The sequence below is a fragment of the Leifsonia sp. 71-9 genome (assembly GCF_001898805.1).
In the GTDB taxonomy this organism is placed as follows: domain Bacteria; phylum Actinomycetota; class Actinomycetes; order Actinomycetales; family Microbacteriaceae; genus Leifsonia.
Window position 1 is genome coordinate 193,077 of sequence record NZ_MKVJ01000018.1, and the last position, 25,484, is coordinate 218,560.

The 25,484-nt window shown below is 70.1% G+C and carries 28 protein-coding genes, 1 tRNA gene and 1 other RNA gene; 19 read left to right on the forward strand and 11 right to left on the reverse strand.

Going from position 1 to position 25,484, the window contains the following annotated elements:
- Positions 1-61: 61 nt before the first annotated feature.
- From BGO91_RS13735 to BGO91_RS13745, 3 genes are read left to right on the forward strand one after another with little or no spacing between them, the layout of a single operon-like run.
- A complete protein-coding gene (locus BGO91_RS13735) occupies positions 62-1,105 on the forward strand; it encodes a glycosyltransferase family 2 protein (protein ID WP_290473301.1) in 1,044 nt (347 codons plus the stop codon).
- Positions 1,106-1,107: 2 nt separating this feature from the next.
- On the forward strand, positions 1,108-1,926 hold the full coding sequence (locus tag BGO91_RS13740; RefSeq protein ID WP_290473302.1) for a CDP-alcohol phosphatidyltransferase family protein: 819 nt from the start codon (positions 1,108-1,110) through the stop codon (positions 1,924-1,926).
- Entirely contained in the window at positions 1,919-2,803 is an 885-nt protein-coding gene (locus tag BGO91_RS13745; protein ID WP_290473303.1) for a glycosyltransferase, read from the forward strand. Before BGO91_RS13740 ends, BGO91_RS13745 begins: the two co-directional genes overlap by 8 nt.
- 7 nt (positions 2,804-2,810) lie before the next feature.
- Here BGO91_RS13745 and BGO91_RS13750 read toward each other — a convergent pair whose 3' ends face one another.
- Positions 2,811-3,719 (reverse strand): hypothetical protein, encoded by a 909-nt coding sequence (locus BGO91_RS13750; protein WP_290473304.1) that lies wholly within the window; start codon positions 3,717-3,719, stop codon positions 2,811-2,813.
- A gap of 142 nt (positions 3,720-3,861) precedes the next feature.
- Between BGO91_RS13750 and BGO91_RS13755 the strand changes: the two genes are divergently transcribed.
- Entirely contained in the window at positions 3,862-4,164 is a 303-nt protein-coding gene (locus tag BGO91_RS13755; RefSeq protein WP_290473305.1) for a helix-turn-helix transcriptional regulator, read from the forward strand.
- A gap of 59 nt (positions 4,165-4,223) precedes the next feature.
- Here BGO91_RS13755 and BGO91_RS13760 read toward each other — a convergent pair whose 3' ends face one another.
- From BGO91_RS13760 to BGO91_RS13775, 4 genes are all read right to left on the reverse strand, one after another.
- Positions 4,224-4,532, reverse strand: a complete 309-nt coding sequence (locus BGO91_RS13760; protein ID WP_290473306.1) for a hypothetical protein — start codon at positions 4,530-4,532, stop codon at positions 4,224-4,226.
- Positions 4,533-4,671: 139 nt separating this feature from the next.
- Positions 4,672-5,406 carry an ABC transporter ATP-binding protein gene (locus BGO91_RS13765; RefSeq protein WP_290473307.1) on the reverse strand — a complete coding sequence of 245 codons (735 nt, stop codon included), beginning with the start codon at positions 5,404-5,406 and terminating at the stop codon, positions 4,672-4,674.
- Positions 5,407-6,294 (reverse strand): ABC transporter permease, encoded by an 888-nt coding sequence (locus BGO91_RS13770; protein WP_290473308.1) that lies wholly within the window; start codon positions 6,292-6,294, stop codon positions 5,407-5,409. It abuts the gene before it with no gap.
- 51 nt (positions 6,295-6,345) lie between these two features.
- Positions 6,346-7,038, reverse strand: coding sequence for a phosphocholine cytidylyltransferase family protein (locus BGO91_RS13775; protein WP_039922356.1), 693 nt, complete (start codon positions 7,036-7,038; stop codon positions 6,346-6,348).
- A gap of 372 nt (positions 7,039-7,410) precedes the next feature.
- Between BGO91_RS13775 and BGO91_RS13780 the strand changes: the two genes are divergently transcribed.
- From BGO91_RS13780 to BGO91_RS13790, 3 genes are read left to right on the forward strand one after another with little or no spacing between them, the layout of a single operon-like run.
- The gene (locus tag BGO91_RS13780) at positions 7,411-8,361 is read left to right on the forward strand and encodes an ABC transporter ATP-binding protein (RefSeq protein WP_290473367.1); all 951 of its coding nucleotides are present in this window, start codon (positions 7,411-7,413) and stop codon (positions 8,359-8,361) included.
- Positions 8,337-9,914, forward strand: a complete 1,578-nt coding sequence (locus BGO91_RS13785) for a hypothetical protein (protein ID WP_290473309.1) — start codon at positions 8,337-8,339, stop codon at positions 9,912-9,914. Before BGO91_RS13780 ends, BGO91_RS13785 begins: the two co-directional genes overlap by 25 nt.
- A gap of 22 nt (positions 9,915-9,936) precedes the next feature.
- Entirely contained in the window at positions 9,937-10,215 is a 279-nt protein-coding gene (locus tag BGO91_RS13790) for a DUF3039 domain-containing protein (protein WP_021764578.1), read from the forward strand.
- Between the two features lie 52 nt (positions 10,216-10,267).
- Here BGO91_RS13790 and BGO91_RS13795 read toward each other — a convergent pair whose 3' ends face one another.
- Positions 10,268-11,578 (reverse strand): nicotinate phosphoribosyltransferase, encoded by a 1,311-nt coding sequence (locus BGO91_RS13795; RefSeq protein ID WP_290473310.1) that lies wholly within the window; start codon positions 11,576-11,578, stop codon positions 10,268-10,270.
- A gap of 52 nt (positions 11,579-11,630) precedes the next feature.
- On the opposite strand from BGO91_RS13795, the gene murI reads away from it, so the two are divergent.
- The 4 genes from murI (at position 11,631) to BGO91_RS13815 (ending at position 14,788) form a co-directional block, all read left to right on the forward strand.
- Complete coding sequence (gene murI, locus BGO91_RS13800) at positions 11,631-12,449, forward strand: glutamate racemase (RefSeq protein ID WP_290473311.1); 819 nt, start codon at positions 11,631-11,633, stop codon at positions 12,447-12,449.
- Positions 12,450-12,477: 28 nt separating this feature from the next.
- On the forward strand, positions 12,478-13,218 hold the full coding sequence (gene rph, locus BGO91_RS13805) for a ribonuclease PH (RefSeq protein ID WP_290473312.1): 741 nt from the start codon (positions 12,478-12,480) through the stop codon (positions 13,216-13,218).
- A gap of 5 nt (positions 13,219-13,223) precedes the next feature.
- A complete protein-coding gene (gene rdgB / locus BGO91_RS13810; RefSeq protein WP_290473313.1) occupies positions 13,224-13,814 on the forward strand; it encodes an RdgB/HAM1 family non-canonical purine NTP pyrophosphatase in 591 nt (196 codons plus the stop codon).
- Between the two features lie 71 nt (positions 13,815-13,885).
- The gene (locus BGO91_RS13815; RefSeq protein WP_290473314.1) at positions 13,886-14,788 is read left to right on the forward strand and encodes a cation diffusion facilitator family transporter; all 903 of its coding nucleotides are present in this window, start codon (positions 13,886-13,888) and stop codon (positions 14,786-14,788) included.
- Between the two features lie 14 nt (positions 14,789-14,802).
- Here BGO91_RS13815 and BGO91_RS13820 read toward each other — a convergent pair whose 3' ends face one another.
- The 4 genes from BGO91_RS13820 to BGO91_RS13835 form a co-directional block, all read right to left on the reverse strand.
- Positions 14,803-15,510, reverse strand: coding sequence for a VTT domain-containing protein (locus BGO91_RS13820; protein WP_290473315.1), 708 nt, complete (start codon positions 15,508-15,510; stop codon positions 14,803-14,805).
- Positions 15,511-15,650: 140 nt separating this feature from the next.
- Positions 15,651-15,732 (reverse strand) — tRNA-Leu (locus BGO91_RS13825).
- 18 nt (positions 15,733-15,750) lie between these two features.
- Positions 15,751-16,788 carry an LLM class flavin-dependent oxidoreductase gene (locus BGO91_RS13830; protein ID WP_290473316.1) on the reverse strand — a complete coding sequence of 346 codons (1,038 nt, stop codon included), beginning with the start codon at positions 16,786-16,788 and terminating at the stop codon, positions 15,751-15,753.
- Positions 16,789-16,878: 90 nt separating this feature from the next.
- A complete protein-coding gene (locus BGO91_RS13835) occupies positions 16,879-18,144 on the reverse strand; it encodes an MFS transporter (RefSeq protein WP_290473317.1) in 1,266 nt (421 codons plus the stop codon).
- 70 nt (positions 18,145-18,214) lie between these two features.
- Between BGO91_RS13835 and prfB the strand changes: the two genes are divergently transcribed.
- The 6 genes from prfB (at position 18,215) to BGO91_RS13865 (ending at position 23,500) form a co-directional block, all read left to right on the forward strand.
- Positions 18,215-19,333: a peptide chain release factor 2 gene (prfB, locus tag BGO91_RS13840; RefSeq protein ID WP_179699308.1), complete on the forward strand. Its 1,119-nt coding sequence runs from the start codon at positions 18,215-18,217 to the stop codon at positions 19,331-19,333.
- Positions 19,334-19,444: 111 nt separating this feature from the next.
- Positions 19,445-20,572, forward strand: coding sequence for a cell division ATP-binding protein FtsE (gene ftsE / locus BGO91_RS13845; protein WP_290473318.1), 1,128 nt, complete (start codon positions 19,445-19,447; stop codon positions 20,570-20,572).
- On the forward strand, positions 20,569-21,474 hold the full coding sequence (ftsX, locus tag BGO91_RS13850; RefSeq protein WP_290473319.1) for a permease-like cell division protein FtsX: 906 nt from the start codon (positions 20,569-20,571) through the stop codon (positions 21,472-21,474). Before ftsE ends, ftsX begins: the two co-directional genes overlap by 4 nt.
- 70 nt (positions 21,475-21,544) lie before the next feature.
- Positions 21,545-22,021 (forward strand): SsrA-binding protein SmpB, encoded by a 477-nt coding sequence (smpB, locus tag BGO91_RS13855; protein WP_290473320.1) that lies wholly within the window; start codon positions 21,545-21,547, stop codon positions 22,019-22,021.
- 20 nt (positions 22,022-22,041) lie between these two features.
- The gene (locus BGO91_RS13860) at positions 22,042-22,782 is read left to right on the forward strand and encodes a tyrosine-protein phosphatase (RefSeq protein WP_290473321.1); all 741 of its coding nucleotides are present in this window, start codon (positions 22,042-22,044) and stop codon (positions 22,780-22,782) included.
- Positions 22,783-22,867: 85 nt separating this feature from the next.
- Entirely contained in the window at positions 22,868-23,500 is a 633-nt protein-coding gene (locus tag BGO91_RS13865; protein ID WP_290473322.1) for a hypothetical protein, read from the forward strand.
- Here the strand turns inward: BGO91_RS13865 and BGO91_RS13870 are convergent, their stop codons facing one another.
- The gene (locus tag BGO91_RS13870; RefSeq protein ID WP_290473323.1) at positions 23,501-24,169 is read right to left on the reverse strand and encodes an SIMPL domain-containing protein; all 669 of its coding nucleotides are present in this window, start codon (positions 24,167-24,169) and stop codon (positions 23,501-23,503) included. It lies immediately after the preceding gene.
- A 128-nt stretch (positions 24,170-24,297) separates the two neighbouring features.
- On the opposite strand from BGO91_RS13870, the gene ssrA reads away from it, so the two are divergent.
- Positions 24,298-24,692: a transfer-messenger RNA gene (gene ssrA / locus BGO91_RS13875) on the forward strand.
- Positions 24,693-24,814: 122 nt separating this feature from the next.
- A complete protein-coding gene (locus tag BGO91_RS13880) occupies positions 24,815-25,480 on the forward strand; it encodes a hypothetical protein (RefSeq protein ID WP_290473324.1) in 666 nt (221 codons plus the stop codon).
- Positions 25,481-25,484: the final 4 nt, after the last annotated feature.

Sequence of the window (25,484 nt, forward strand, 5' to 3'; positions counted from 1 at the left end):
GCCGGGGGCGTCCAGCCACCGGCTGGTAGGCTCGGGCGGACCCGAAAGACGAATGGAACACATGCCGGACGACACCCCGAACACCCTTCCCGGTGTCTCGTATGTGATGCCCGTGCTGAACGAGGCGACGCACGTGCGCGCCGCGGTCGACAGCCTGCTCGACCAGGACTACGCCGGCCCGATCGAGGTCACCGTCGCCCTGGGCCCGAGCATCGACGGCACCACGGAGCTGGTGGCGGAGCTCGCCGCCGTCGACTCCCGCATCCGGATCGTCGACAACGTCGTGGGTTCCACGCCAGCCGGGCTGAACCTCGCCATCCGGGAGTCCCGCTACCCGATCGTCGTCCGCGTCGACGCGCACAGCGTGCTGCCGTCCGACTACACCCGCATCGCGGTCGAGACGATCCTCGAGACCGGCGCCGACAACGTCGGCGGCCTGATGGACGCCCAGGGCACCACCGATTTCGAGCGCGCGGTCGCCCGCGCCTACGGCAGCAGGGTCGGTCTCGGCGGCACGAAGCTCCACGTCGGCGGTGACGCCGGCCCGGCCGAGACGGTCTACCTCGGCGTGTTCCGCCGCGACCGCCTCCTGGAGGTCGGCCTGTTCGACGAGGAGATCAAGCGCGGCCAGGACTGGGAGCTCAACCGCCGGATCCGCGCCGCCGGCGGCACCGTCTGGTTCACGCCGCGGCTCACGGTCACCTACCGTCCGCGCCCCAATCTCTACCGGCTCGGGCGGCAGTTCTTCTCGACCGGCATCTGGCGGGGCGAGCTCGCCCGCCGCTACCCGGCCTCGAACGGTCTGCGCTACTTCGCACCGCCGGTCATGGTGCTCGGCGTCGCCATCGGCACCCTGCTCGGGATCGCCGGCATCGTCCAGGCGGTGCTGGGCGCCACCCCGTGGCTGCTCTGGGGATTCGCCGCCCCGGTCTTCTACGTGCTGATCGACGTCGTCTCGGCGCTGCTCTGGGGGAGGCGCGACGGTTTTCGCCCGTTCCTCTGGTTTCTCGTAGTCTTGCCGTGCATCCATTTCTGCTGGGGGATCGGATTCGTTCTCGGATACCTCTCCCTCACGCGCAACATCACGGCCCACACGGGAAGGTAGGCATGTCAGCACAGGGAAGCGGGGCGCGGACCACGCGGCCGGCCTCGATCGCCGAGCTGAAAGCCGTCGCGCAGCCGCCGGAGGTCCGCGGCCGACGCAACGCCGAGCACTGGACGGCGTCGCTGTACCTGCGCAATCTGTCCCCGTACCTCACGTGGATCCTGCTCAAGACGTCGATCTCCGCCAACGGCGTGACCGGGCTGATGATCCTCACGGGCTGGGCCACGGCCGCGAGCCTGCTGATCCCCGGGATCGGCGGAGCCGCCCTCGCTCTCATCCTCGGGCAGCTGCAGATGCTGGTCGACTGCTGCGACGGGGAGGTCGCGCGCTGGCGCAAGACCTCGTCGCCGGCCGGGATCTTCCTCGACAACGTCGGCCATTACACGACCGAGACCCTCATCGCGATCGCCCTCGGCGTCCGGGCGGCGGGCTTCCCGTTCGAGGCGCCGCAGGACTTCCTCTGGACGAACCTCGGCACGCTGCTCGCCCTCCTCATCGTGCTCAACAAGGCCCTGAACGACATGGTGCGCGTCGCGCGTGCCAACGCCGGGCTGCCGAAGCTCGCGGACACGCAGGCCGCCTACGCGCCGACCAACGGCGTGATCGCCCGGCTGCGCCGCGCCGCGCGGTTCCTGCCGTTCCACCGCCTGTACCACTCCGTCGAGCTGACGATCATGATCTTCGTCTTCGCCATCGTCGGACTCTTCATCGGCTCCGTGCTCGCCGACCGCATCCTCCTCTCCGTGCTCGTGCCGCTCGCGCTCCTCGCGGTCGTCGGGCACTTCGTGGCGATCATGGCCTCCCGGCGCGTCCGTGGCTGAGCTGCCCACGGTCGGCGTCGTGGTGCTCACTCAGGGCACCCGGCCCGTCGAGCTCCGGAACGGGCTCGACTCGGTCGCGGCGCAGCAGGGCGTCCGCACCGACATCGTCGTGGTCGGCAACGGCTGGGACCCGGCCGGCGCCGACCCGGCTCTGCCCGCCGGGGTCGCGACGCTCGCTCTGCCCGAGAACCTCGGCATCCCGGCCGGCCGCAACAAGGGGGTGCCGCTGGTCGAGGGGGAGTGGCTGTTCTTCCTCGACGACGACGCCAGCATCCCCTCGCCGCACTTCCTCGCCGACGCGATCCGGAAGCTCACCGACGATCCGTCGATCGGGATGCTGCAGCCCCGGCTCGCCGACCCCGAGGGAGGGGAGTCGCCGCGCCGGTGGATCCCGCGCATCCGCAAGGGCGACCCCGCGTCGTCGAGCAACGTGTTCTCGGTGCTCGAGGCCGCGATCGTGCTGCCCCGCGCGGTGTTCGAGCGCGCGGGGGGATGGGCGGATCCGTTCTTCTACGCCCACGAGGGCATCGATCTCGCCTGGAAGGTGTGGGATCAGGACCGCCGCGTCTGGTACGCCGGCGACCTGCTCGCCGAGCACCCCTCCGTGTCGCCCACGCGTCACGCCTACTACTACCGCCTCAACGCGCGCAACCGTGTCTGGCTGGCGCGCAGGAACCTCCCCGCCGTCCTCGTGCCGTTCTACGTGGGGTCGTGGACGGGCATCCAGCTGCTGCGCTGGTTCCGCAAACCCGCCGTGCTCCGCGCGTGGTTCGCGGGCTGGTGGGAAGGGTGGCGCACGGATCCCGGGGAGCGGCGCCCGATCCGCTGGCGCACCGTGTGGCGCATGACGCTCGCCGGGCGGCCGCCGATCGTCTGAGCGCCGGTCAGGGCGTGTCCGGTCGATCCACCCCGTCGGCGGCTTCGAGCTCCGGTCGCGACGGCTGGCCGTCTTTCGCGCCGCGTCGGCGGGGGAGCGCACCGCGGACGACGGTGCCGACGCGCATGACCCGGGCACCGGTGGCGCGCCCCAGGCGCAGAGTGGCCCCCGGACCGTCCGTCGGCTGCAGCGCGTCGGGAACGACGAGGGGCGCGGCGCCGAAGGCGAGCCGCGAGTTCTGCACGACCCGGCGCCCCAGGATGTTGTTGCCGGCGCCGCCGATGACGGCACCCACGCCGAACGGGATGGCGCGCGCGAGCATCCCGGCGCCGCCGCGGACGGCGAACTGCCGCAGGAAGACGCTCTTGAGCCGATCGACCAGCGGCCCGACGACCATCGACGGCAGCGTCGACGTGACGAGCTCGCCCCAGTACGCCGTGCGCGTCACGCTCGCGCCGCCCACCTGCCCGGCGAGCTGACGGACCAGGTCCGAACCCTCGCGGCCGAGCATCATGGTGAGCACGAGCGCCCGCGCGCGCTGAGGGTCGTAGACCGCGATCCCGTGGAGCTCGCTGAGCGACTGCGCGTAGAGGGCGGTGGCCTCCAGGAATCCGGCCGTCTCGAGGCCGGAGAGGGCGAGGGTGATGCCGGTTCCGATGGCGGGGATCACGGCGGTCGCACCGACGGCCGCGCCTCCCGTGGTCACGGCGGCCAGATACCGTCGCTCGAGGATCGCGGCCAGCTCCGGTCCTGTCGCGTCGGGATGGCGGCGGCGCAGGGTGCGGAGGTGCGCCACGACGGCCGGGCGCTGGATGCCCAGGAAGCGGTCGAGGGTGGCGTCGACGAGGCGCGGCGTGTCACCGCCGCGCGGGGGGCCGCCGGTCACGGACACGTACGGTTGCTGCTTCTTGGCCATCGGTACCGAGTGTAGGCGTTGGACCTGGAGCGTTCGCACCCCTTGTCAATACTTGTGTTTTATGCACTTACATCCTGAGGCCGGTGCGCGGGAGGCGCTCGTGCTCTGGCCCGCCGGCCGCCGCGTGATTAGTAATAGGTGGATGATCGAACCACTCTCGCCGGCCGCACGCATCTTCGGAGAACGGATCCGTAGAGCACGGCTGGAGCTCGGCCTCAGCCAGGAGGCCGTTGCCGAGCTCGCCCAGATGCACGTCACCAACTTCGGCAAGATCGAGCGCGGCACGGCCAATCCCAGCTTCCTCACCGTCCTCCGCATCGCGAGCGTGCTCGGCCAGGAACTTGCCACCCTGACGGACGGCATCACCGCCGAGCACCTGCCGGACGAGCTCGGGGTCCTCACCGCCGCCGACTTCATCCGGGCCCGGGATCGCGCCACCGGCTGAGCAGGCGCACTCCGCGCGGCACGGAAGCGGCCCCGCCGCCACCGCGCCGCGCGAGCGCATCAGAACGCGATCTGCCAGAGGTACTCCCGGCCGTCGGGCGGGAACCAGCGGACGACGAGGAGCGTGTCGCGCGCCGGGTCGCGGCCGGACAGGCTCGCCCGGACCGCCTCGCCCGGGCGGACGGAGGCGGGCGCGCTGACCTGGAGCCGGGAGCTCCCGGCGACGCTGACGCTGACGCCGTTGAGCACCTCCCGGCTCGTGTTGACGATCCGGTAGTGCGGGGCCGTGCTGCGGTCGACGCGCCACGGAACCCGATAGGCGAACCGGCGGAGACGAAGGGCGGGACGAGGGCTGCGAAGGTTTCTCATGCCGCCGACGTTAGCCACCCCGTCCGACGCTCCCGGCCCCGAATCGGGCAGATAAGCCACATCGGGGGATAACTCGACGGAATTCTTTCTGTGGAGGGTTTCATGCCTCCCTGGAAAAGCGCCCTGATCGGGGAATTCGTCAGCTTCCGTAGTCCTGGTTGTAAAGGTCGAGGACGTCCGAGATCGGCCCGTCCAGCACGAGCCGGCCCTTGTCCAGGTAGAGCCCCCTGGCGCAGAACCGGCGGAGGTCCTTCTCGTTGTGGGAGACGAAGAAGAGCGTCCGGCCCCCGGCGAGGAGCTCGTCGATCCGCCGGTAGCACTTCTCCCGGAAGCCGCGGTCGCCGACGGCCAGCACCTCGTCGACGAGGAGCATGGGCTCTTCGAGCTGCGAGATCACGGAGAACGCGATGCGGACCTTCATCCCGCTGGACAGGTGCTTGTACGGGGTGTCGACGAAGTCGCCGATCTCGGCGAAGTCGATGATCTCGCCGAACCGCGCGTCGATCTGCGCCCGCGTCATGCCGTGCAGCCCCGCGGTGAGGTACACGTTGTCGCGAACGGTGAGGTCGTCCACGAACCCGCCGGTGATCTCGATGAGGGGAGCGACGCCCTCGTGGACGCGCACCGAGCCCTCGTCGGGCAGCAGCACGCCGGCCACCAGCTTCAGGAGGGTGGACTTGCCCTGACCGTTGCGGCCCACCACGCCGATGGCCTCTCCGGACTCGACCTGGAACGACACATCGCGCAGCGGCCAGAAGTCGTCCGGGCGGGTGCGGCGCTCGCGCGACGCGAAGAGGTCCTTGAACGACCGGCGCGCACCGCGGTTGCGGCGGAACCGCACGCCGAGACCACGGACATCGATGACGGCGGCCACTCAGATCTCCTTCAGCACATCGCGCTCGAAGCGCTTGAACACGAGCCAGCCGACGAGCAGGATCAGCAGCGACATCCCGGCGCTCACCCCGACGAGGAACCAGTCCAGCTCCTGGGCGAAGAACGTGGCGCGGTACAGGCTGAAGATGCCCGTCAGTGGATTGAACGCGGACCAGAAGTGCACCGAGAACAGGGTGTCCGCCTGGGCGCCGGGATGCGAGGCCACGTAGGCCGCGCAGTGCTTGGCCGCGACGGTCGCGCCGCCGCAGCCGCCCGGCAGGTCGCGGGCGCTGTAGATGATGGGGGACGCGTAGAACAGGAACCGGAGCCCGAGCTTGACCACGCGCTCCAGGTCGCGGAACAGCACGACGAGGGGCGCGATCAGGAGCCCGATGCCCACGGTGAGGATCGTCTGGATGACGACCGCGAGCGGGAACAGCAGGATGTCGACGTTGACCTTCGCCCCGGTGGCGATCGCGAACACGGCGAGCACCGGCAGCGACAACAGGAACTCGATGCCCTTCGACGCGACGATCCGGTTGACCCAGATGGTGCGCGGGATCATCGTCGAGCGGATCAGCTTCGCCTCGCGCAGGAACGCCCGCGTGCTGTCCGAGACGGCGCCGTTGAACCACATCCACGGCAGCAGGGCCGTCAGCAGGAACACGATGTACGGCTCCTCGCCGACGCCGCGATGGAAGACGACCGTGAAGACGAACCAGTAGATGCCGCTCATCACGAGCGGATCCAGGATCGACCACAGGTAGCCGAGGGCGCTGGTCGAGTAGCGGACGCGCAGATCGCGCTTCGTCAGCAGCCAGAGCGAGTGCCGGTAGCGCGTGAAGCGCGTCCGCTGCGCAGGGCGCACCTCAAGCGAAGAACTGGTCACGAGTACCCATCGTATTGATCGAAGCTGCGTGAGACGTTCACGCAGCGACGACTACACGAAAAGATTCGCGCGCTCGAGGTCCTCCTGGAAGTCGACCTCGACGGCGTACAGGTCGGAGATGTCGACCGGCTCGACCAGCAGGCGGTCCTGCTCGATCGCGAGCTCGATGCCGCGCTCGAAGTAGTCCTGGTCGGCGACGCGCTGCAGCTGGCGCAGCAGGGCGGCCTTGTCGGTGCTCGAGATGTAGTTGATGCCGACGGCCTCGCCGAGCCCGCCCTTGACGGTCTTGGAGAGCTCGTTGATGTAGCCCTCGGGACCGGTCGTGTACTTGACCTCCTCGTCGGCGACCGACGAGGTGTTGACGGTCACGAAGGTCTGGTCGCGGTTCACCATCGCCGCGCCGCGGACGAGGACGGCCGGGTCGAAGACGACGTCGCCGTTCATCCAGAGCACGCCGCCCGGGGCCGAGGCCTGCAGGGCGCGCATGAGGCTCTTGGAGGTGTTCGTCTGGTCGTACTGCTCGTTGTAGACGAACTCGGCGTCGGGGAACGCCTCGATGATGTGCTCGAGCTTGTAGCCGACGACGATCGTGACCTTGGCGTCCTTGCCGAAGGCGGCGTGGATGTTGTCGAACTGCTGCTGCATGATGGTGCGGCCGTCGTTCAGCTCGGTCAGCGGCTTCGGAAGGCTGCGGCCGAGTCGGCTGCCCATACCGGCCGCGAGGATCACTACCTGGGTCGTCACAATCATCTCCTTGGAATCAGCACGGGCGGGCGATGCGGCCTCGTAGCCGTTCGCCGGGACTGGGACGCTTTCACCCAGGGTTCATCCGCGCTTACGCGTATCGACACCCCTTCATGCCTCGACCAGAATACCGACGGCCCCTTTCCGGGGGCAGGGGTTGACGGATGTCGTTGTGGGGTCGTTATGTACCTCACAGGTGTTTCAGAGGTGCCCGGCCGCGCCGGAATCGCCCAGAGGGGTCCCGAGGGCCGAGCGTCTTGGTACGTTAGCGGAGTGAGTTTCGAGCGTGCGCGACAGGACGACGCCGAGCCCGTCGAGGGCGCGGTCGTCCCCGTCGAGCGCATGAGCGACCAGGGGGACACGGGGGACGGGATGACGGAGAGCAGCACGGACGGGGCCGACGCCCCGGCGAAGCCGCGGTCCACGACCAGGCGCACGCCGGCGAAGACCGCCGCGGCCGCCACGGGCACGAGCACGCGGGCGCCGCGCAAGCGGAGCACGGCCGCGAAGCCGCGCACCTCGGCCGCGAGCGCGCCGAAGAGCGAGCCCGCGCCGGACCCGCGCCCCACGGTGCTGGCCGTCGCGGGTCTGCGCAAGCGCTTCGGCGACACGGTGGCCGTCGACGACGTCAGCCTCGACGTCCGCGAGGGCTCCTTCTACGGCATCGTCGGACCGAACGGCGCAGGCAAGACCACGACCCTCTCGATGATCACCGGCCTCCTGCGCCCCGACGCGGGCTCGGTCGTCGTGCACGGCGTCGACGCCTGGGCGGAGCCCGTGCGCGCCAAGCACGTGATCGGCGTGCTCCCCGATCGGCTGCGACTGTTCGACCGCCTCACGGGCGCCCAGTTCCTGCAGTACGCGGGCACGTTGCGCGGTCTCAGCGCGAAGACGGTGCGCGCGCGCTCGACCGACCTCGCCGCCGCCTTCGGCATCGAGGACGCGCTCGACCGCCTCGTGACGGACTACTCGGCCGGAATGACCAAGAAGATCGCGCTGGCCGCCGCGATGATCCACTCGCCGCGGCTCCTGGTGCTCGACGAGCCCTTCGAATCCGTCGATCCCGTCTCCGCGGCGAACGTGGTGGACATCCTCCAGCGCTACACCGCCGCGGGAGGCACGGTCGTGCTCTCCAGCCACGGCATGGACATGATCCAGCGCGTCTGCGACAGCGTCGCGATCATCGTGCGCGGCCAGGTCCTCGCATCCGGGACCATCGACGAGGTGCGCGGCGAGCAGACCCTCGAGGAGCGGTTCGTCGACCTCGCCGGGGGACGCAAGGCAGCGGAGGGCATGGAGTGGTTGCACAGTTTCTCGGACTGAAGCTCCGGCTGATGGTCAACGCCTTCCGGCGGAGCCCATGGCAGGTGTTCGGACTGGTGCTCGGCGTCGTCTACGGCGGCGTCATCACCGTGCTCGCGGTCGGCGCACTGATCGCGGCGCGGCTGGTGCCCGATGTGGGCGCGGTGCGCGACGTTCTCGTGGTCCTGGGCGCGATCGTGGTGGTCGGCTTCCTCCTGCTCCCGCTGATGTTCGGCGTGGACGACTCGCTCGATCCCCGCAAGTTCGCGCTGTTCGGCATCCCGAACCGGGTGCTGTCGACCGGGCTCCTGCTGGCGGGGCTGATCGGCATCCCGTCGTTCGTCCTGATCATCTGCAGCGCGGCCACGGTGGTCACCTGGTCGCGTGACCCGGGGACGACGCTGATGGCCGTCGTCTGCGCGGCTCTCGTCGTGCTCACCTGCGTCCTGGCGTCGCGCGTCTCGACCGCGCTCGCCTCCTTCCTGCTCGCGACGCGCCGCTCCCGGGAGGCGAGCGGTGTCATCGCCGCCCTGCTGCTCGTCCTGCTGGCGCCCGCGATCCTGCTGCTCGTGACCGTCGACTGGGGTCGTGACGGACTCGCCGCGCTCTCGAACACCGCCTCGTGGCTCGCCTGGACGCCGCTCGGCGCCGTCTGGGGCGCACCGGGAGCCGCCGCGGCCGGGGACTGGGGCACCGCGCTGCTGCAGCTGCTCGTGGCCGCGGCCACGGTCGGTGCGCTCTGGCTGGTCTGGGACCTGCTGGTCCGGACCGTCCTGGTGAGCCCGCCGCGCCAGTCCCGGGTGAAGTCGTACCACGGCACCGGCTGGTTCGGTCGGCTGAACGGCGGCCCGACCGCCGCCATCGCCGCCCGGTCGATGACGTACTGGGGACGCGACCCGCGCTACTGGGTGTCGCTGGTGATGATCCCCGTCATCCCGGTGTTCGTGCTCGTCGCGCTCCTGCTCGCCGGCCTGCCGGCTCACTACGTCTCGCTCGTGCCGCTCCCGCTCGTGTGCCTGTTCCTCGGATGGAGCGTCCACAACGACATCGCGTTCGACGGCACCGCCATCTGGTTGCACGTCGTCTCCGGGACCAAGGGCATCGCGGACCGCGTGGGGCGCCTGTTCCCGCCCGTCGTGGTCGGCATCCCGGTCATCGCCGTCGGCTCGATCGCGACGGCGATCGCCTACGGCGACTGGGCGATCCTGCCGACGGTCGCGGCGCTCAGCGGCGCGATCCTGGTGATCGGCCTCGGCCTCTCGTCGATCTCGTCGGTGCTGTTCCCCTACCCGGCGACGAAGCCGGGGGACAGCGCGTTCACCCAGCCGCAGACGTCCGGTGCGTCGGCGGCCCTCGTCCAGTCGCTCAGCTTCTTCGCCATCCTGATCCTGGCGTCGCCCGTGATCGTGTTCCTGGTGCTGGGGCTGACCGTCAGCCCGTTCTGGCTCGGGATCGCCCCCGTCGTCGCCGTCGTCATCGGCTTCGGCTCGCTCTTCGCGGGACTGTGGGCGGGCGCCCGGCTGTTCGACCGCCGTGGTCCGGAGCTGATGGCCTTCGCCACGCGCAACGGCTGAAGCGCGCGTCTAGACTGGAACGATGAACGAGGCGAGCATCTCCGAACCAGGCGGCCTGCCCTCGGGCGGCGGCGCGGCGACGCTGGACCGCGAGCTCGAGGAGCTCCTCCAGAACGTCGAGCCGGGCGACCACGAGCGCTTCTCGCACTACGTGAAGAAGGAGCAGATCCTCGAGTCGGCGATCACCGGCAAGCCGGTGAAGGCTCTCTGCGGCAAGATGTGGACGCCGGGACGCGACCCGGAGAAGTTCCCGGTCTGCCCCACCTGCAAAGAGATCTACGCCAAGCTCCGCGACGAGTAGGCCGGCGCGCCGCGACCCGGCGCGCAGCGGTCCGGCGCGCAGCCGACGCCGCTCACGCGAAGATCGTGGGAAGCACCGGGTCGCCGCGGCTCACCCGGAACGCCTGCTCCGGCAGCTCCCGCATCGCGAGCTCGCGATGCTCCCGCGCCCGGCGCGTCCCCTCGGCGCCGAGATGCTCGGTGTGCACCTTGCCGTCGGTGACCAGCGGGACGAGGAGGTCGCGCCCGGTGTCGTCGGGACGGTCTCCGCTCTCGACGATGTGCACGACCTCGGCCACCGCGGTGCCGCGGTCGTCGAGTCGTCGTACCGGGTGCTTGCGCCCTCCGACGCTCGCCTTGCCGTCCGACTTCTTCGCCACCGGCACCCAGTCGCCCGTGCCGTCGGCCGAGCGATGCGCGACCAGCTTGTAGACCATCCCGGAGGCGGGGGAGCCGGATCCCGTGACGACGGACGTGCCGACCCCGTACGAGTCGACCGGTGACGCCGCCAGCGCGGCGATGGTGAACTCGTCGAGGTCGTTCGTGACCGTGATGCGCGTCTTCGTCGCGCCGAGGCCGTCCAGCTTGTCGCGCACGCGGCGGACGAGCTTGGGCAGGTCGCCCGAGTCGAGCCGGACGGCGCCGAGCTCCGGTCCCGCGACCCTCACGGCCGTCTCGATCGCCTGATCGACGTCGTAGGTGTCGACGAGCAGGGTGGTGCCGGGGCCGAGCGCGTCGACCTGCGCCCGGAAGGCGTCCTCCTCGCTGTCGTGGAGGAGGGTGAAGGCGTGTGCCGCGGTGCCCATCGTCGGGACGCCCCAGGTGCGGCCGGCCTCGAGGTTCGAGGTGGCTCCGAAGCCGGCGATGTACGCCGCCCGGGCTGCGGCCACGGCGCTGCGCTCGTTGGCGCGCCGGGAGCCCATCTCGGCGAGCGGGCGCCCGCCGGCGGCCGAGACCATCCGGGCGGCGGCGGAGGCCACGGCCGAGTCGTAGTTGAAGACACTGAGGATGAGCGTCTCGAGCACCACGCCCTCGGCGAACGGCGCGTCGACGATCAGGAACGGGGAGCCCGGGAAGAACAGCTCGCCCTCTCGGTAGCCGCGGATCGTGCCGGAGAAGCGGTAGCCGGCGAGCCAGTCCAGCGTCTCGCTGCGGACGACCGCGTTCTCGCGCAGGTAGTCGAGCTCCTCGTCGCGGAACCGGAACTCCTGGAGCAGTTCAAGAAGGCGGCCGGTGCCCGCCAGGACGCCGTACCGGCGGCCGGCCGGCAGGCGGCGGGTGAAGGCCTCGAAGACGCACTCCCGGTCGTGCGTGCCCTTCAGCAGGGCCGCATCGATCATGGTGAGCTCGTAGCGGTCGGTCAGGAGCGCGGATGACTCGGTCACGCGATCAGCCTAGCGGCGTGCCGTCGTGGGCGGCGGGGTAGGCTGGATCGCTGTGACGGATGCGCCGATTGGGATCTTCGACTCGGGAGTCGGCGGGCTCACGGTCGCGCGCGCGATCCGCGACCAGCTCCCCAACGAATCCGTCCTGTACATCGGCGACACCGCCCACTCGCCCTACGGCCCGAAGCCGATCGCCGAGGTGCGCCGCTACTCCCTGGAGGTCCTCGACCTCCTGGTCGAGCAGGGCGTCAAGCTGCTGGTGATCGCGTGCAACACCGCGTCCTCCGCGATGCTGCGCGACGCGCGCGAGCGCTACTCGGTCCCGGTGATCGAGGTCATCCAGCCCGCCGTCCGCCGCGCCGTGGCCGCCACGCGCACCGGACGCGTCGGTGTCATCGGAACGGTGGGGACCATCGCCTCCCGGGCCTACGAGGACGCGTTCGCCGCCGCGCCGACCCTCCAGCTGTTCACGCAGGCGTGCCCGCGGTTCGTGGAGTTCGTGGAGGCGGGGATCACCAGCGGCGACGAGGTCCTGCGCGTCACCGCCGAGTACCTCGAGCCGCTGCGCGAGGCCGACGTGGACACGCTCGTCCTCGGCTGCACCCACTACCCGTTCCTGAAGGGCGCCATCTCGTACGTCATGGGCGAGGGCGTCTCGCTCGTCTCCAGTGACACCGAGACCGCCAAAGACGTGTACCGCACGCTCGTCGGCGGCGGGCTGGAGCGGCGCTCGGCCGAGCCACCCACCATCCACTACGAGGCCACCGGCCTCGACGCCGACAACTTCCTGCGTCTGGCGCACCGCTTCATCGGCCCGGAGGTCTCCCGGGTCGACCTGGTGCAGACCGGCGTGATCGACCTTCCGCTCTGATCCACCCACACCACACGAGGAGATCCACGTGACCGACATCATCCGCGCCGACGGGCGCACCGCCGACCAGCTCCGCCCGGTCACCATCGAGCGGGGCTGGAGCAAGCAGGCGGAGGGATCGGCCCTGATCTCCTTCGGCGAGACCCGCGTGCTCTGCACTGCCTCCTTCACCAACGGCGTGCCGCGTTGGATGGCGGGCAAGGGCCGCGGCTGGGTCACCGCCGAGTACGCGATGCTCCCGCGCTCGACCAACGACCGGATGGACCGCGAGGCCGTCAAGGGCAAGGTCGGCGGCCGCACCCACGAGATCAGCCGCCTGATCGGCCGGAGCCTGCGGGCGGTCGTCGACATGAAGGCCCTGGGGGAGAACACCATCGTGCTCGACTGCGACGTGCTGCAGGCCGACGGCGGGACGCGCACGGCCGCGATCACCGGCGCGTACGTCGCCCTCGCCGACGCGCTGGAGTGGGGGCGCGAGCACCGCTTCATCGGCCAGAAGGCGACCCCGTTGATCGACTCCGTCTCGGCGGTGTCGGTCGGCATCATCGACGGCACCCCGATGCTCGACCTCGCCTACGTGGAGGACGTCCGCGCCGAGACCGACATGAACGTCGTCGTCACCGGCCGCGGCCTGTTCGTCGAGGTGCAGGGCACCGCCGAGGGCGCGCCGTTCGACCGCGACGAGCTGAACTCGCTGCTCGACCTCGCGCTCCTCGGCACGACCGAGCTCGCGGGCATCCAGACCGCGTCGCTGGGCGAGAAGGCCTGAGCCGGATGGTCCGCGTCGTCCTCGCCACCCACAACGTCCACAAGGCGCTGGAGTTCCAGCAGATCCTCGGCGACGCCGTGCCCGGTCTCGAGATCGTCCGCTACGACGGTCCCGAGCCCGTCGAGGACGGCTCGACCTTCGTCGCGAACGCGCTGATCAAGGCGCGCGCCGCGGCCGAGCACACCGGGCTGCCCGCCTTGGCGGACGACTCGGGGATCTGCGTGGACGTCATGGGCGGCTCGCCGGGGATCTTCTCGGCGCGCTGGGCGGGACACCACGGCGACGCGGAGGCCAACCTGCAGCTGCTGCTCGACCAACTGTCCGACATGCCGGACAGCGCCCGTGCCGCGCACTTCACCGCGACCCTGGCGCTCGTCGTACCCGGCGCGGAGCCGGTCGTCGTCGAGGGGATCTGGCCCGGTCGCATCGCCCGGCACGCGCAGGGCGGCCACGGGCACGGCTACGACCCGATCTTCGTGCCCGAGGGGCACGACGCGACGGCGGCCGAGCTCGGGCCGGACGTGAAGAACCGCGAGAGCCACCGGGCCCGGGCGTTCGCCGCGATCGTCCCTGCGCTGCGCGCGCTCGCCAGCTGAGAACGGCACTCATTCCTATCTAGCGCGATCGCTGGCTTCGCGGGCGGCACTGTGTCTACCGTAGAAGCGATATGAGTCACGACCACGGGCATTCCGCCAACCGCAACCGCCTCCTGATCGCGATCGGCATCGTCTCGACGGTACTGGTCGTGGAGATCGTCGGCGCCTGGCTGAGCGGGTCCCTCGCGCTGCTCGCCGATGCGGGGCACATGCTGAGCGACCTCACCGGCCTCATCGTGGCGCTCGTGGCGACCATCGTCGCCGCGCGACCGGCGACCGACCGGCAGACGTTCGGTTACCGGCGCGCCGAGGTGTTCGGCGCCCTGGTCAACGGGCTCATCCTGATGGTCGTCGCCGTCGGCGTCGCGATCGGGGCGATCGGCCGCCTGACCGGCGGCGAGACGGAGGTCCACAGCGGCCCCATGCTCATCGTCGCGGCGATCGGCCTCGTCGCCAACCTCGTGGCGCTGCTGCTGCTCCGCCCGGCCGCCGGGCACTCGATCAACATGCGCGGGGCGTACCTCGAGGTCTTCGGCGACCTGATCGGCTCCCTCACCGTCATCGTCGCCGCCGTCGTGATCATGACGACGGGCTTCGCTCCCGCGGACGCGATCGCCTCGCTGCTGATCGCGGCCTTCATCGTCCCCCGCGCCTACCTGCTGCTGCGGGACGTGGTGCACGTGCTGAGCGAGTCGGCGCCGGCGGACACCGACGTCGCCCAGATCCGGGATCACATCCTGCGGACGAAGGGCGTCGTCGCCGTGCACGATGTGCACGTCTGGGCGATCACCTCGGGAGCGCCGGTGTTCACCGCGCACGTGGTGGTCGAGCCGGAGGTGTTCCGCTCAGGCGGGACGGGCGCGCTGCTCGACGAGCTGTCGGGCTGCCTCACCGAGCACTTCGACGTCGAGCACTCGACGTTCCAGCTCGAGCCGGCCGAGCATGCCGAGCACGAGGACGAGTTCCACCGCTAGGCGCGAGCGCGAGTTCAGACCTCGGGGCTCGGAGAGGGGTGCGCAGCGGCCTCGTCGGCCTCGGCGATGCGCTTCTTCTTCGCCTTGTGCAGCGACTGGAAGTAGTGGAACAGCGTCGGGATGAGCGTGATGACCACGGCGCCGATCAGGATGATGTCGATGTAGCTCGACACGAACTTCGCGACCGGCGGGATGTAGCCGATGAGGTACCCGAAGAGCGTCAGTCCCGCGCCCCAGATCAGGGCGCCGATGGCGTTGTAGAGCGAGTACTTCTTGTAGTTCATGTGCCCGACGCCGGCGGCGACCGGGGCGAACGTGCGCACGATCGGGACGAAGCGGGCGAGGATGATCGCGAGCGCGCCGAAGCGGTCGAAGAACGCGTTGGTGCGGCGCACGTTCTCCATGCTGAAGAGGCCGCTCTCCCTGCGTTCGAACACGCGGGGGCCGGCCTTGTGGCCGATCAGATAGCCGACCTCCCCACCGAGGAACGCGGCGAACGCGATCGCGAGGCAGACCCACCAGATGTCGACGCCGAAGACGAGCGACGTGTGGGTGAGCAGGCCCGAGATCACGAGCAGCGTGTCACCCGGGAGCAGGAACCCGATCAGGAGTCCGGTCTCGGCGAAGATGATGCCGCACACGACGACGAGCGCCCACGGCCCCGCGGCCGTGATGATGGTGTTGGGGTCGAGCCACGGGATGAGGCCGGCGTGATGGATCAAGACGCTCCAGACGGGGTTCGGGGTACGGAGCCGAGTTTAGTGTCCGGAAGCTGCACGAACCGTGCGAATTCTCGTCACGCGGGCGAAGATCATCCTGTGGTCGGACTGTGCGGCTGCTTTGCCGGTGCGACGGTCTGATGTGCGGGAGAAGGGACTCGAACCCTCACGCCGTGAAGCACAGGAACCTAAATCCTGCGTGTCTGCCAGTTTCACCACTCCCGCGGCGCGCGCTGGGCGCGGCTACGACAATAGCTCATGCACGCGCGGGGCGACCTCGGTGCCGTACAGCTCGATCGCGCGCATCAGGTGATCGTGGCCGAGCGTGCCGTTGCTGATCTTGAGGTCGAACCGCTCGATGCCGAGCCCGCGGGCGGTGTAGGCGATCTTCTGGGCGACGGTCTCGGGCGAGCCGACGACGAGGGCGCCGTCCTCCCCGGCCTCGTGCTCGAAGCGGGCGCGCGACGCCGGCGGCCAGCCGCGCTCGCGGCCGATCCGGTTGGTCATCGCCTCGTAGTGCGGCCACAGGATCTCCTTGGCCTCCTCGTCGGTCGCGGCGACGAAGCCGGGCGAGTGCACGCCGATCGGGAGGGTGGTGTCCTGCCCGAACTGGTCGAGCGCCTTGCGGTAGAGCTCGGCGAGCGGCTGGAAGCGCATGGGGCCGCCGCCGATGATCGCGAGCATCAGGGGGAGGCCGTAGTGGGCGGCGCGCACGACCGACTCCGGGCTGCCGCCGACACCGATCCACGTCTTCAGCGGGCCGTTCTCCAGGTGCGGGTAGACGGACTGCCCGGTGAGCGACGGCCGGAGGCTGCCCTCCCAGGTCACGGGCTCCTGCTTGCGCAGCTCGGCGAAAAGGTTCAGCTTCTCCTCGAAGAGCTCCTCGTACTGGCCGAGGTCGAGGCCGAAGAGGGGGAACGACTCGATGAAGGAGCCGCGCCCCAGGATGACCTCGGCGCGCCCGTTCGAGACGCCGTCGAGGGTCGCGAAGCGCTGGAAGACGCGCACGGGGTCGTCCGAGCTCAGGACGGTGACCGCCGAGCCGAGGTGGATGCGCTCGGTGCGGCCCGCGATGGCCGCGAGCACGACCTCCGGGGCCGACACGGCGAAGTCCTCGCGGTGGTGCTCGCCGACGCCGATGAAGTCCAGGCCGACCTGATCGGCCAGCACGCCCTCCTCGACCACGTTGCGCAGCACCTGCGCGTGGCTCAGCGGTGCGCCGTCGGCGTCGCGGGTGACGTCTCCGAAGGTGTCGATCCCGAGTTCGATCCTGGTCGCCATGTCAGTCCTCACATTCATGCGTTTGCATGAAGCCGAACGGCCTCGGCGCCGAGCCTATTCCCGCGGTGTCCCGACCGGACAAGCCCGCGGTCAGGCCGCGCGGACCTTTCGGGGCACGTAGCGCGGGATGTAGCGCGCGAGCATCCCGGCGCCCAGCAGACCGAGCACGCCCATCACCCCGCCCGCGAAGGAGATGGAGACGACGGCGGTGAGCAGCGAGACCACGAGGGGAGCGGCCGCCTGACCCGCGTCGCTGGAGAACCGCCAGGCACCGAGGAAGGCCGCCGGGGCATCGCGCGGCGCCAGGTCGGCGCCGAGCGTCATCACGATCCCCGACCCGATCCCGTTCGCCATCGACAGGAAGAGGGAGACGCCGATGTACCAGGCGACCCGGGAGTCCAGATCGTGCGTGAACGACAGGGCCAGGAAGCCGAGTCCCAGGCCGATCATCGACGGGATGGCGCTCCACATCCGCCCGAACCGGTCCATGATCTGGCCGCTGGCATAGAAGAGGGCGAAGTCGACGGCGCCGGCGATGCCGATGATCAGGGCGGTGTTGGCCTCGCTGAGCCCGATCGACACCGCCCAGAGGGGGAGGAGCACGGTCCGGGCCGAGCGCACCGCGCTCACCAGCGCGACGCCGGAGCCCATCCGGACCAGCACGGCCCGGAACGCCCAGATGGTCTGGAACAGGCCGTGCGTCCGCTCCTCGGCCTCCTCCTCGCCGGCGGTCACCCGCTCGCCCGCAGCGTCGGTCGTGCGCGGGCTCGGCCCGAACATCTTCTCCGGGTCGGGCAGGGCGACCAGCACGATCACCGCGCCCACGCAGCCGACGACGAAGATCCAGAACACCGACTGCGTCGATCCGGTCAGCGCGATGATGCCGGAGGCGATCAGCGGGCCGACGAACCAGCCGCAGCGGAAGATCCCGCCGAGCGTCGAGAGCGCCCGCGCGCGGTACCGCTGCGGGACGTAGGTGGTCATGAAGGCGTGCCGGGCGAGTGCGAACACCGCCGTCGCGAGGCCCACGAGGAAGATCCCCACCATCAGCACCCAGTAGTTCGGCGCGAGCAGGCACACCGCGATGCCCCCGATCGCGACTAGGGCCGCGGCGATCATCGAGCGGCGCTCGCCGAAGCGCGACACCACCCAGCCGCTCGGGATGTCGCCCGCCAGCTCGCCGAGCATCACCATGGACGCGATGAATCCGGCCATCGCGAGCGAGGCGCCGAGGTTGCCGGCGGCGATCGGGATGATCGGGATGATCGCGCCCTCTCCGATGGAGAAGAGGAGCGTCGGCAGGAAGGCCGCGAGGGCGACGGAGCGGAAGCTGAAGGGGCGCTCGTCGGAAGTCATCTTCTTAACACCGTACAACTTCCCGGTGCCGCCCCGGCGCGCACGCCCGGCCGGTAGGCTGGATGCCGACATGATTGAACTGGACCTCACCCCGCAGATCGCCGAGCTGCGCTCGACCCTGGGCGACATCACCGCCGTCGTCAACCCGGACAAGCTCCGCGCCGACATCGCCGCGCTGAGCGAGCAGGCCGGTGCGCCCGACCTCTGGGACGACACCGCGAACGCGCAGAAGGTGACCAGTGCGCTCAGCCACCGGCAGTCGGAGCTCGGCCGCATCACCGCGATCGAGCAGCGCCTCGACGACCTCGAGGTGCTCGTCGAGCTCGCCGTCGAGGGCGACGACGAGGAGTCGGCCGTCGAGGCCCGCGCCGAGCTGGAGGCACTGCAGAAGGCGCTCGGCTCCCTCGAGGTGCAGACCCTCCTGAACGGCGAGTACGACGAGCGCGCCGCGATCGTGACCATCCGCTCCGGCGCCGGCGGCGACGACGCCACCGACTTCGCCGAGATGCTGCTGCGCATGTACCTGCGCTGGGCCGAGCGCCACAAGTACCCGGTCAAGGTGATGGACACCTCCTACGCCGAGGGCGCGGGCATCAAGTCCGCGACCTTCGAGGTCGACGTGCCCTACGCCTTCGGCACGCTGTCGGTCGAGGCCGGCACCCACCGCCTCGCGCGCATCAGCCCGTTCGGCTCGGCGGACAAGCGCCAGACGTCCTTCGCCGCGGTGGAGGTCATCCCGCTCATGGAGGAGGCCGTGCAGGTCGACATCCCCGAGGGCGACATCCGCGTCGACGTCTTCCGTTCGTCCGGCCCCGGCGGCCAGTCGGTCAACACGACCGACTCCGCGGTGCGCCTCACCCACCTCCCGACCGGCATCGTCGTCTCGATGCAGAACGAGAAGTCGCAGATCCAGAACCGCGCGGCCGCCATGCGCGTCCTCCAGACCCGACTGCTCCTCCTGCAGAAGGAGGAGGAGGCCGCGAAGAAGAAGGAGCTCGCCGGCACGATCACCGCGAGCTGGGGCGATCAGATGCGCTCCTACTTCCTCTACGGCCAGCAGCTCGTCAAGGACCTGCGCACCGGATTCGAGTCGGGGAACCCCAGCTCGGTCTTCGACGGCGACCTCGACGGCTTCATCGCCGCGGGCATCCGCTGGCGCGCCGGAGCCAAAGCCGAGGCCCAGGCGTAGTCGATCGCGCTCCGACCCCGCACGGACCTCGTGCTCGGCGGGCTGTCAGGCTCGCGCCACGCCCGCGGTGATACGGCGGATGCGCCCGAAGATGCATAGTCTCTACACGTCATGATCCGGTTCGAACACGTATCCAAGCAGTACTCGGGCACGACCCGCCCGGCGCTGAACGGCATCAACCTCGAGGTGCTGCGCGGTGAGTTCGTCTTCCTCGTCGGCGCGTCCGGCTCGGGCAAGTCGAGCTGCCTGCGCCTCATCCTGAAAGAGGAGAAGCCCACCACGGGCAACATCCACGTGCTGGGGCAGGACCTCGGCTCGATCTCCTCGCGCAAGGTGCCGTACTTCCGCCGCAACCTCGGTGTCGTCTTCCAGGACTTCCGCCTCCTCCCCAACAAGAACGTCTTCCAGAACGTCGCCTTCACCCTGCAGGTCATCGGCAAGTCCCGTGGCTTCATCCAGGAGGCCGTCCCGGATGTGCTCAAGATGGTCGGACTCGACGGCAAAGCCCAGCGCCTGCCGCACGAGCTCTCCGGCGGTGAGCAGCAGCGCGTCGCGATCGCGCGCGCCGTCGTCAACAAGCCCCAGATCCTCCTGGCGGACGAGCCGACCGGAAACCTCGACCCCGCGACGAGCGCCGGCATCATGGCCGTGCTCGAGCGGATCAACGCCGGTGGCACCACCGTCCTCATGGCGACCCACGAGGCCGCCATCGTCGACCAGATGAAGCGACGCGTGATCGAGCTCGTCGGCGGCCAGATCGTGCGCGACGAGCGCCACGGCGGCTACGGCGTGACCGCGGCCGTGCCCATCCAGCGCGAGCAGCTGACGGTTCCCGCGCAGTCGGCTCCCGTCCCGGTGGGGGCGCCCGCTCCGGCCGCACCCTTCGCGTCGGAGCCGATGACGCGCCCGAACACGCCCGTCGGCAACCCGACCGGGCCGGTCTCCGTGCCGCAGCCGACTGTTCCGCAGCCGACCGGGCAGCAGCCGTCGGTGCCGCAGCCGGTCGCGTACCCGCCCGCGGCGTACCAGCCGGTCGCACCGCCGCCCGCCGCCCAGCCCATCGCGCCGCCTCCCGCCGCGCCGCAGGCAGCACCGGTCCAGCACCAGCAGCCGGTCGAGCCGGTGCCCGCCGGAGAATCGCTGCCGGACCACCTCAACTTCACCGCGAACCTGGACCTGCGGGGCCTGCGCGAGAACACCGACCGCGACGGCGAGCAGAATGTGGGGCCGACCAAATGAGATTCGGACTGATCTGGTCCGAGGTCGGCAACGGCCTGCGCCGCAACCTCTCCATGGTGATCTCGGTCATCCTCGTCACGTTCATCTCGCTGACCTTCGTCGGCACGGCGGTGCTGCTGCAGGTGCAGATCGGCCAGATGAAGAACTACTGGTACGACCGCGCCCAGGTGGCCGTGTACATGTGCACGGAGGCGGACAACTGCCAGGGCGGCGCCGCGACCGATCAGACGGTCGAGGCGGTCAAGAAGCAGCTGGAGTCGCCGGAGCTGTCGCCGTACATCCAGAAGTTCTACTTCCAGAACCAGCAGCAGGCGTACAACGAGTTCAAGCAGCAGTTCAAGGGCAACCAGATCGCCGACTTCGTCACGCCGGACATGATCCCGCAGACGTTCTGGGTCAACCTGAAGGACCCGAACCAGTCCGCGGTGCTCACCGAGACGCTGGCGGGATCCGCCGGCGTGCAGAGCGTGGTCGATCAGCGCAGCTACCTCGACCAGATTTTCAGTATCCTGGGTGCCGCCAGCGCCACGGCCCTCGTCGTCGCGGTGGTGATGCTGGTCGCGGCGGTGCTCCTCATCGCCACGACCATCCGGCTCTCCGCGTTCTCGCGAAGGCGGGAGATCGGGATCATGCGGCTCGTCGGGGCGTCGAACAGGTTCATCCAGACCCCGTTCATCATCGAGGGAGTGCTGGCCGCCCTCATCGGGGCGCTGCTCGCCGCGACCGTCCTGGTGCTGATCGTGCAGCTGTTCGTCCGCGGACCGCTGCAGAACAGCATCCAGTCGATCAACTTCGTCTCGATGTCGCAGGCGTGGCCGGTGATCCCTCTGATCGTCCTCGTCGGGGTGCTTCTGGCGGCGGCGTCGGCCAACTTCGCCATCAAGCGCTACCTGAAGGTCTGACGCACGATAGACTGGTCTGCTGCCCGGCGATGCGCCGGGCAGCACCATCGTTGAACGTCAGGAGTGAGCCGTGCCCAAGGAGCAGGGACAGAAGGTCGTCGCGACCAACCGTCGTGCCCGCCACGACTACCTCATCGAGGACACCTTCGAGGCCGGTCTGGTCCTCACCGGCACCGAGGTGAAGTCGCTGCGGTTGGGCCGGGCGTCGCTCGTCGACGGCTACGCCTTCGTCGACCGGGGGGAGGCGTGGCTCGATGCCGTGCACATCCCGGAGTACGCCGACGGCACCTGGAACAACCACGCCCCGCGCCGCAAGCGCAAGCTGCTGCTGCACAAGGCCCAGATCGTGAAGATCGAGAACAAGGTCAAGCAGGGCGGCTACACGATCATCCCGCTGCAGATCTACTTCAACGACGGCCGCGCCAAGGTCGAGATCGCGATCGCCAAGGGCAAGAAGGACTACGACAAGCGCCAGGCGCTCCGCGAGCGGCAGGACAACCGCGAGGCCGAGCGGGCGATGTCGAGCCGCCGTCACCTGGGCGAATAGCCGCCTGGCAGACTGAGGGCATGACCGTCTCTCCGCAGCGCCTCCCCGTCCCCGGCACCTACAACTTCCGCGACGTCGGGGGATACCCGGCCGAGGGCGGCAGCACGCGCGACGGCAAGTTGTTCCGGGCCGACGCGCTCGGCCGCCTCGGCGACGCGGGCAAGGAATCGCTGCGCGAGCTCGGTGTGCGCGTCGTCATCGATCTGCGCGACGACTTCGAGGTGGACTCCCTCCCGGATGACCTCGACGGTCTCGATGTGGAGGTGCTCCGGCTGCCCGTGTTCGAGGGGTCGGGGGCGTCCCAGGCGACCATCGGGGCGACCTTGGCCGATCTGTACGAGAAGATCGTCCTCCAGCACCGGGACGTGGTGGTGCGCGCGCTCCGCGAGATCGCGGACACCGGCGACGAGCCCGTCGTCGTCCACTGCACCGCAGGCAAGGACCGCACGGGCGTCGTGGTGGCCCTCGCCCTCCTGGCGGTGGGCGTCGACCGCGAGACGGTACTCGACGACTACGCCGCGACCCAGGCGAATCTGGCGGGGGAGTGGCTCGAGGGGATGCTCGCCCTCGTCCGCGGCTACGGCGTCGAGATCACGCCCGACCTCCAGGTGATCATGGGCGGGAGCCCGCGGGAGGCGATGGCGGCGGTGCTCGACCTCATCGACCGCGACTTCGGCGGCGTGCGGGCCTACCTCCTCGACGCGGGCCTCGACGAGGTGGAGCTGGCGAAGCTGCGCTCGGTGCTGATCCAGCCCGCCTGACCCTCTCAGACTCGGCCCGGGATTCACAGCGAAGTCATCATGCGCTCGCAGTCCGATCGCGGGCTGCGCATGCTTTCCTGTGATCATGGACGAGAACCAGCCGACGCAACCGATGCCCCCGGCGCAGCCGGTGCCCCCGGCGCAGCCGGTGCCGCCGGTGCCGCCGGTGCACGAGCCGTTCTACAAGCGGCACGGCCTCGCGTTCGCGATCTCCACCCTGGTGCTCGGCATCGTAGTGCTGGTCGGGATCGTCGGCGTGGGGACGGTCGTCGCGGTGAACGTGGTGACGCACTCGGTGTCGGCGTTCGATCACGCGGCGCCGGGCGAGCGGGCCGTGCCCGGCCAGGGCAGGAACCGCGGCCAGGGCGGATCGGGCGGATCGGGCGGATCGGGTAGCGGACAGGGCGGCTCGCAGAACGGGAACGGCGGCACGCAGCGTGAACTCGTCCGCGGGACCCTCGAGTCCACCTCCGACTCGACGTGGACCGTGAAGACGGCGGCCGGTGCGACCGTGACGGTGAAGCTCACCTCGTCGACCGCCTACGGCCTCCCGAAGCAGCCGGCGACCAAGTCCGACTTCGCCACCGGCGACGAGGTCGTCGTGGTCGGGACCGACCGCAGCGGCGACACGATCACCGTGACGCGCATCCTGACGCTCACCGACATCCCGCGCCCGCCCTCGACGCCCGGCCCCACGCCCGGTTCGGGCGCACCCTGATCAGGACGCCGCGAAGCGGGCGTGCACTTGCACGGCCACGCGGATCTCGTCCGGCTTGAGCGCCAGGGCGGCACCCCCGGCATCCGCGGACATCATGCGCGCAGCGAACGGCGGCGCAGGCTGCAGGGGAGCGCCGGCATCGCCCAGCAGCCCCGGGTCGCTGAGCGCGACGGGGCGGAGTGCGGACAGCCCGAGACCGGAGGCGTAGCGGCGCGCCTTCGCCACGGCCTCCTCGACCGCGCGCTGCGACACCTCCTCGGTGAGCCGCCGGAGGGTGTCGTCGGCGAGGCTCCAGGTCACCCCCTCCACCGTGACGCCGTCGCGGAGGGAGACCGTGCCCACCCAGTCGGACAGGACCGCCGTGTCGGCGAACTCCGCCTCGATGCCGACCTGTGCGTGGTGGACGATCGGCAGCTGCTCCCCGCTCTGACTCCACGGGCGGTCACCCCACACCCGCAGCTGATCGGACGACCAGCGCAGCACCGGTCCGTGATCGGCGTTCTGGATCTCCCGCAGCCCGGCCGCGAGCTCGGCCTGACGCTCGGTCGCGAGCGCCAGCGTCTCGTGGCGGGACTCGCCGTCGTACGTCACGAGGAGCCTCACCGTGCCGCGTTCCGCAGCCCGTCGTTCCTCGTGCTCGCCCTGGACCGTGATCATCGTCTCCGACATGGACCGATCGTGGCATAGAACGACCCTCGGCGCTGTTGTATGATGAGAAGCTCGCCGGCAGCGGCGAGATCTGCACCTGGACAATTCAACAGCGCGCGACAGCGACCCAGCCACACCAGGCTGCGCATGGGGATGATCGGTTTCGACATTGTCTGCGTGACTGTGAGAAGCGGGTCGAGGATGCATGCTTATCTCGTTAACGACGCATGCAAAACAATAAGTGCCAATTCCAAGAGCACTGTCTCGGCCAAGGCCGACTTCGCCCTCGCGGCGTAAGTCCACCTCCGCCATTTAAGAGACCGTCAGACCGGGAACCGTCTTCTACCCGGATCCTGGCGTCAGCTAGAGGACTAGCTTCTGCGTTGAGTATCAGGGCGCAGAGGGACTTCAACTGATGCTGGGCCCGTCGGATCAGGTGCCAGTGGCAAGATCCGGGGCCGAGAACACGCCTTCACTGGCTACACCCGTAGAAGGCACATGACCACAGCAGTGGACGGGGGTTCGATTCCCCCCATCTCCACCACCAGGCCGCTGTCGCGCGTTGTTCGAACAGGCGCAGAACCACGAAGGCCGTCCCGGATCCGGGGCGGCCTTCGTCCTGCGCCCATTGTGGCCATCCCGCGCGGCCGGGTGTACCGTCGGCGCGTGTCCACCTTCGGTGAGCGGATGAACGAGATGCGGGGCTGGTCGAGCGCGCGTGCGACCGTGGATCTCGATGTCACGGTCGACCGGATGCCGGGCATCGTCCGGCAGGCTGTCGCGACCGTGCCGGGGCTGGGCGTCTCCGAGCTGGGACCGAACGCGGGCACCCTCTTCCGGAAGACGACCCTTGCGTATCGCGCGGGCACCATCGCGCTGACCTTCGAGCCGCAGGGGTCGCGGACCCGCGTGATCGCGGTGACGCGCTCGTCCATGCCCCTGGTCGGCACGGACTACGGGAGGGGGGACAAGGATCTCGCTGCCCTCTTCGAGGCGATGAGGGCGGCGGTCGCCGGCGCGAAGCCGGGGCCGCTCTCGCCGTCGCCGACGCCGTCACTGGCCCTGCAGCGCCTCGCGATCGGGAGGGTCCGCGTGTTCGGGTTGGTCTTCGTCATCGCCGGTGCGATCGGGTGCGTCCTGGCGATCGCTCTTCTCGTCGCGCCCGGCGGCAGGGGCCCCGTCATCGGCTCGCTGCAGCTCGTCCTGTGGGTGCTGATGACGGGCGTCGGGGTCCGCCGGCTGCTCGTCGCGCGTCGCCGCCTTGCCGCGTTCGAAGCCGCCAACGGGCCGCGCGCGGGTGAGCAACGGAGCGGACCACGCGGACGGCCGTAGCCGG

Excerpts from the sequence above, each read along its gene's own strand:
- BGO91_RS13740 (WP_290473302.1), top strand. The coding sequence starts at position 1,108 with ATGTCAGCACAGGGAAGCGGGGCGCGGACCACGCGGCCGGCCTCGATC.
- ftsX (WP_290473319.1), top strand. The coding sequence starts at position 20,569 with ATGAGATTCGGACTGATCTGGTCCGAGGTCGGCAACGGCCTGCGCCGC.
- BGO91_RS13735 (WP_290473301.1), top strand. The coding sequence starts at position 62 with ATGCCGGACGACACCCCGAACACCCTTCCCGGTGTCTCGTATGTGATG.
- rdgB (WP_290473313.1), top strand. The coding sequence starts at position 13,224 with ATGGTCCGCGTCGTCCTCGCCACCCACAACGTCCACAAGGCGCTGGAG.
- prfB (WP_179699308.1), top strand. The coding sequence starts at position 18,215 with ATGATTGAACTGGACCTCACCCCGCAGATCGCCGAGCTGCGCTCGACC.
- BGO91_RS13755 (WP_290473305.1), top strand. The coding sequence starts at position 3,862 with ATGATCGAACCACTCTCGCCGGCCGCACGCATCTTCGGAGAACGGATC.
- BGO91_RS13835 (WP_290473317.1), bottom strand. The coding sequence starts at position 18,144 with ATGACTTCCGACGAGCGCCCCTTCAGCTTCCGCTCCGTCGCCCTCGCG.
- BGO91_RS13750 (WP_290473304.1), bottom strand. The coding sequence starts at position 3,719 with ATGGCCAAGAAGCAGCAACCGTACGTGTCCGTGACCGGCGGCCCCCCG.
- BGO91_RS13860 (WP_290473321.1), top strand. The coding sequence starts at position 22,042 with ATGACCGTCTCTCCGCAGCGCCTCCCCGTCCCCGGCACCTACAACTTC.
- BGO91_RS13790 (WP_021764578.1), top strand. The coding sequence starts at position 9,937 with ATGAACGAGGCGAGCATCTCCGAACCAGGCGGCCTGCCCTCGGGCGGC.
- BGO91_RS13780 (WP_290473367.1), top strand. The coding sequence starts at position 7,411 with ATGACGGAGAGCAGCACGGACGGGGCCGACGCCCCGGCGAAGCCGCGG.
- BGO91_RS13760 (WP_290473306.1), bottom strand. The coding sequence starts at position 4,532 with ATGAGAAACCTTCGCAGCCCTCGTCCCGCCCTTCGTCTCCGCCGGTTC.
- BGO91_RS13870 (WP_290473323.1), bottom strand. The coding sequence starts at position 24,169 with ATGTCGGAGACGATGATCACGGTCCAGGGCGAGCACGAGGAACGACGG.
- ftsE (WP_290473318.1), top strand. The coding sequence starts at position 19,445 with ATGATCCGGTTCGAACACGTATCCAAGCAGTACTCGGGCACGACCCGC.
- BGO91_RS13815 (WP_290473314.1), top strand. The coding sequence starts at position 13,886 with ATGAGTCACGACCACGGGCATTCCGCCAACCGCAACCGCCTCCTGATC.
- BGO91_RS13865 (WP_290473322.1), top strand. The coding sequence starts at position 22,868 with ATGGACGAGAACCAGCCGACGCAACCGATGCCCCCGGCGCAGCCGGTG.
- BGO91_RS13830 (WP_290473316.1), bottom strand. The coding sequence starts at position 16,788 with ATGGCGACCAGGATCGAACTCGGGATCGACACCTTCGGAGACGTCACC.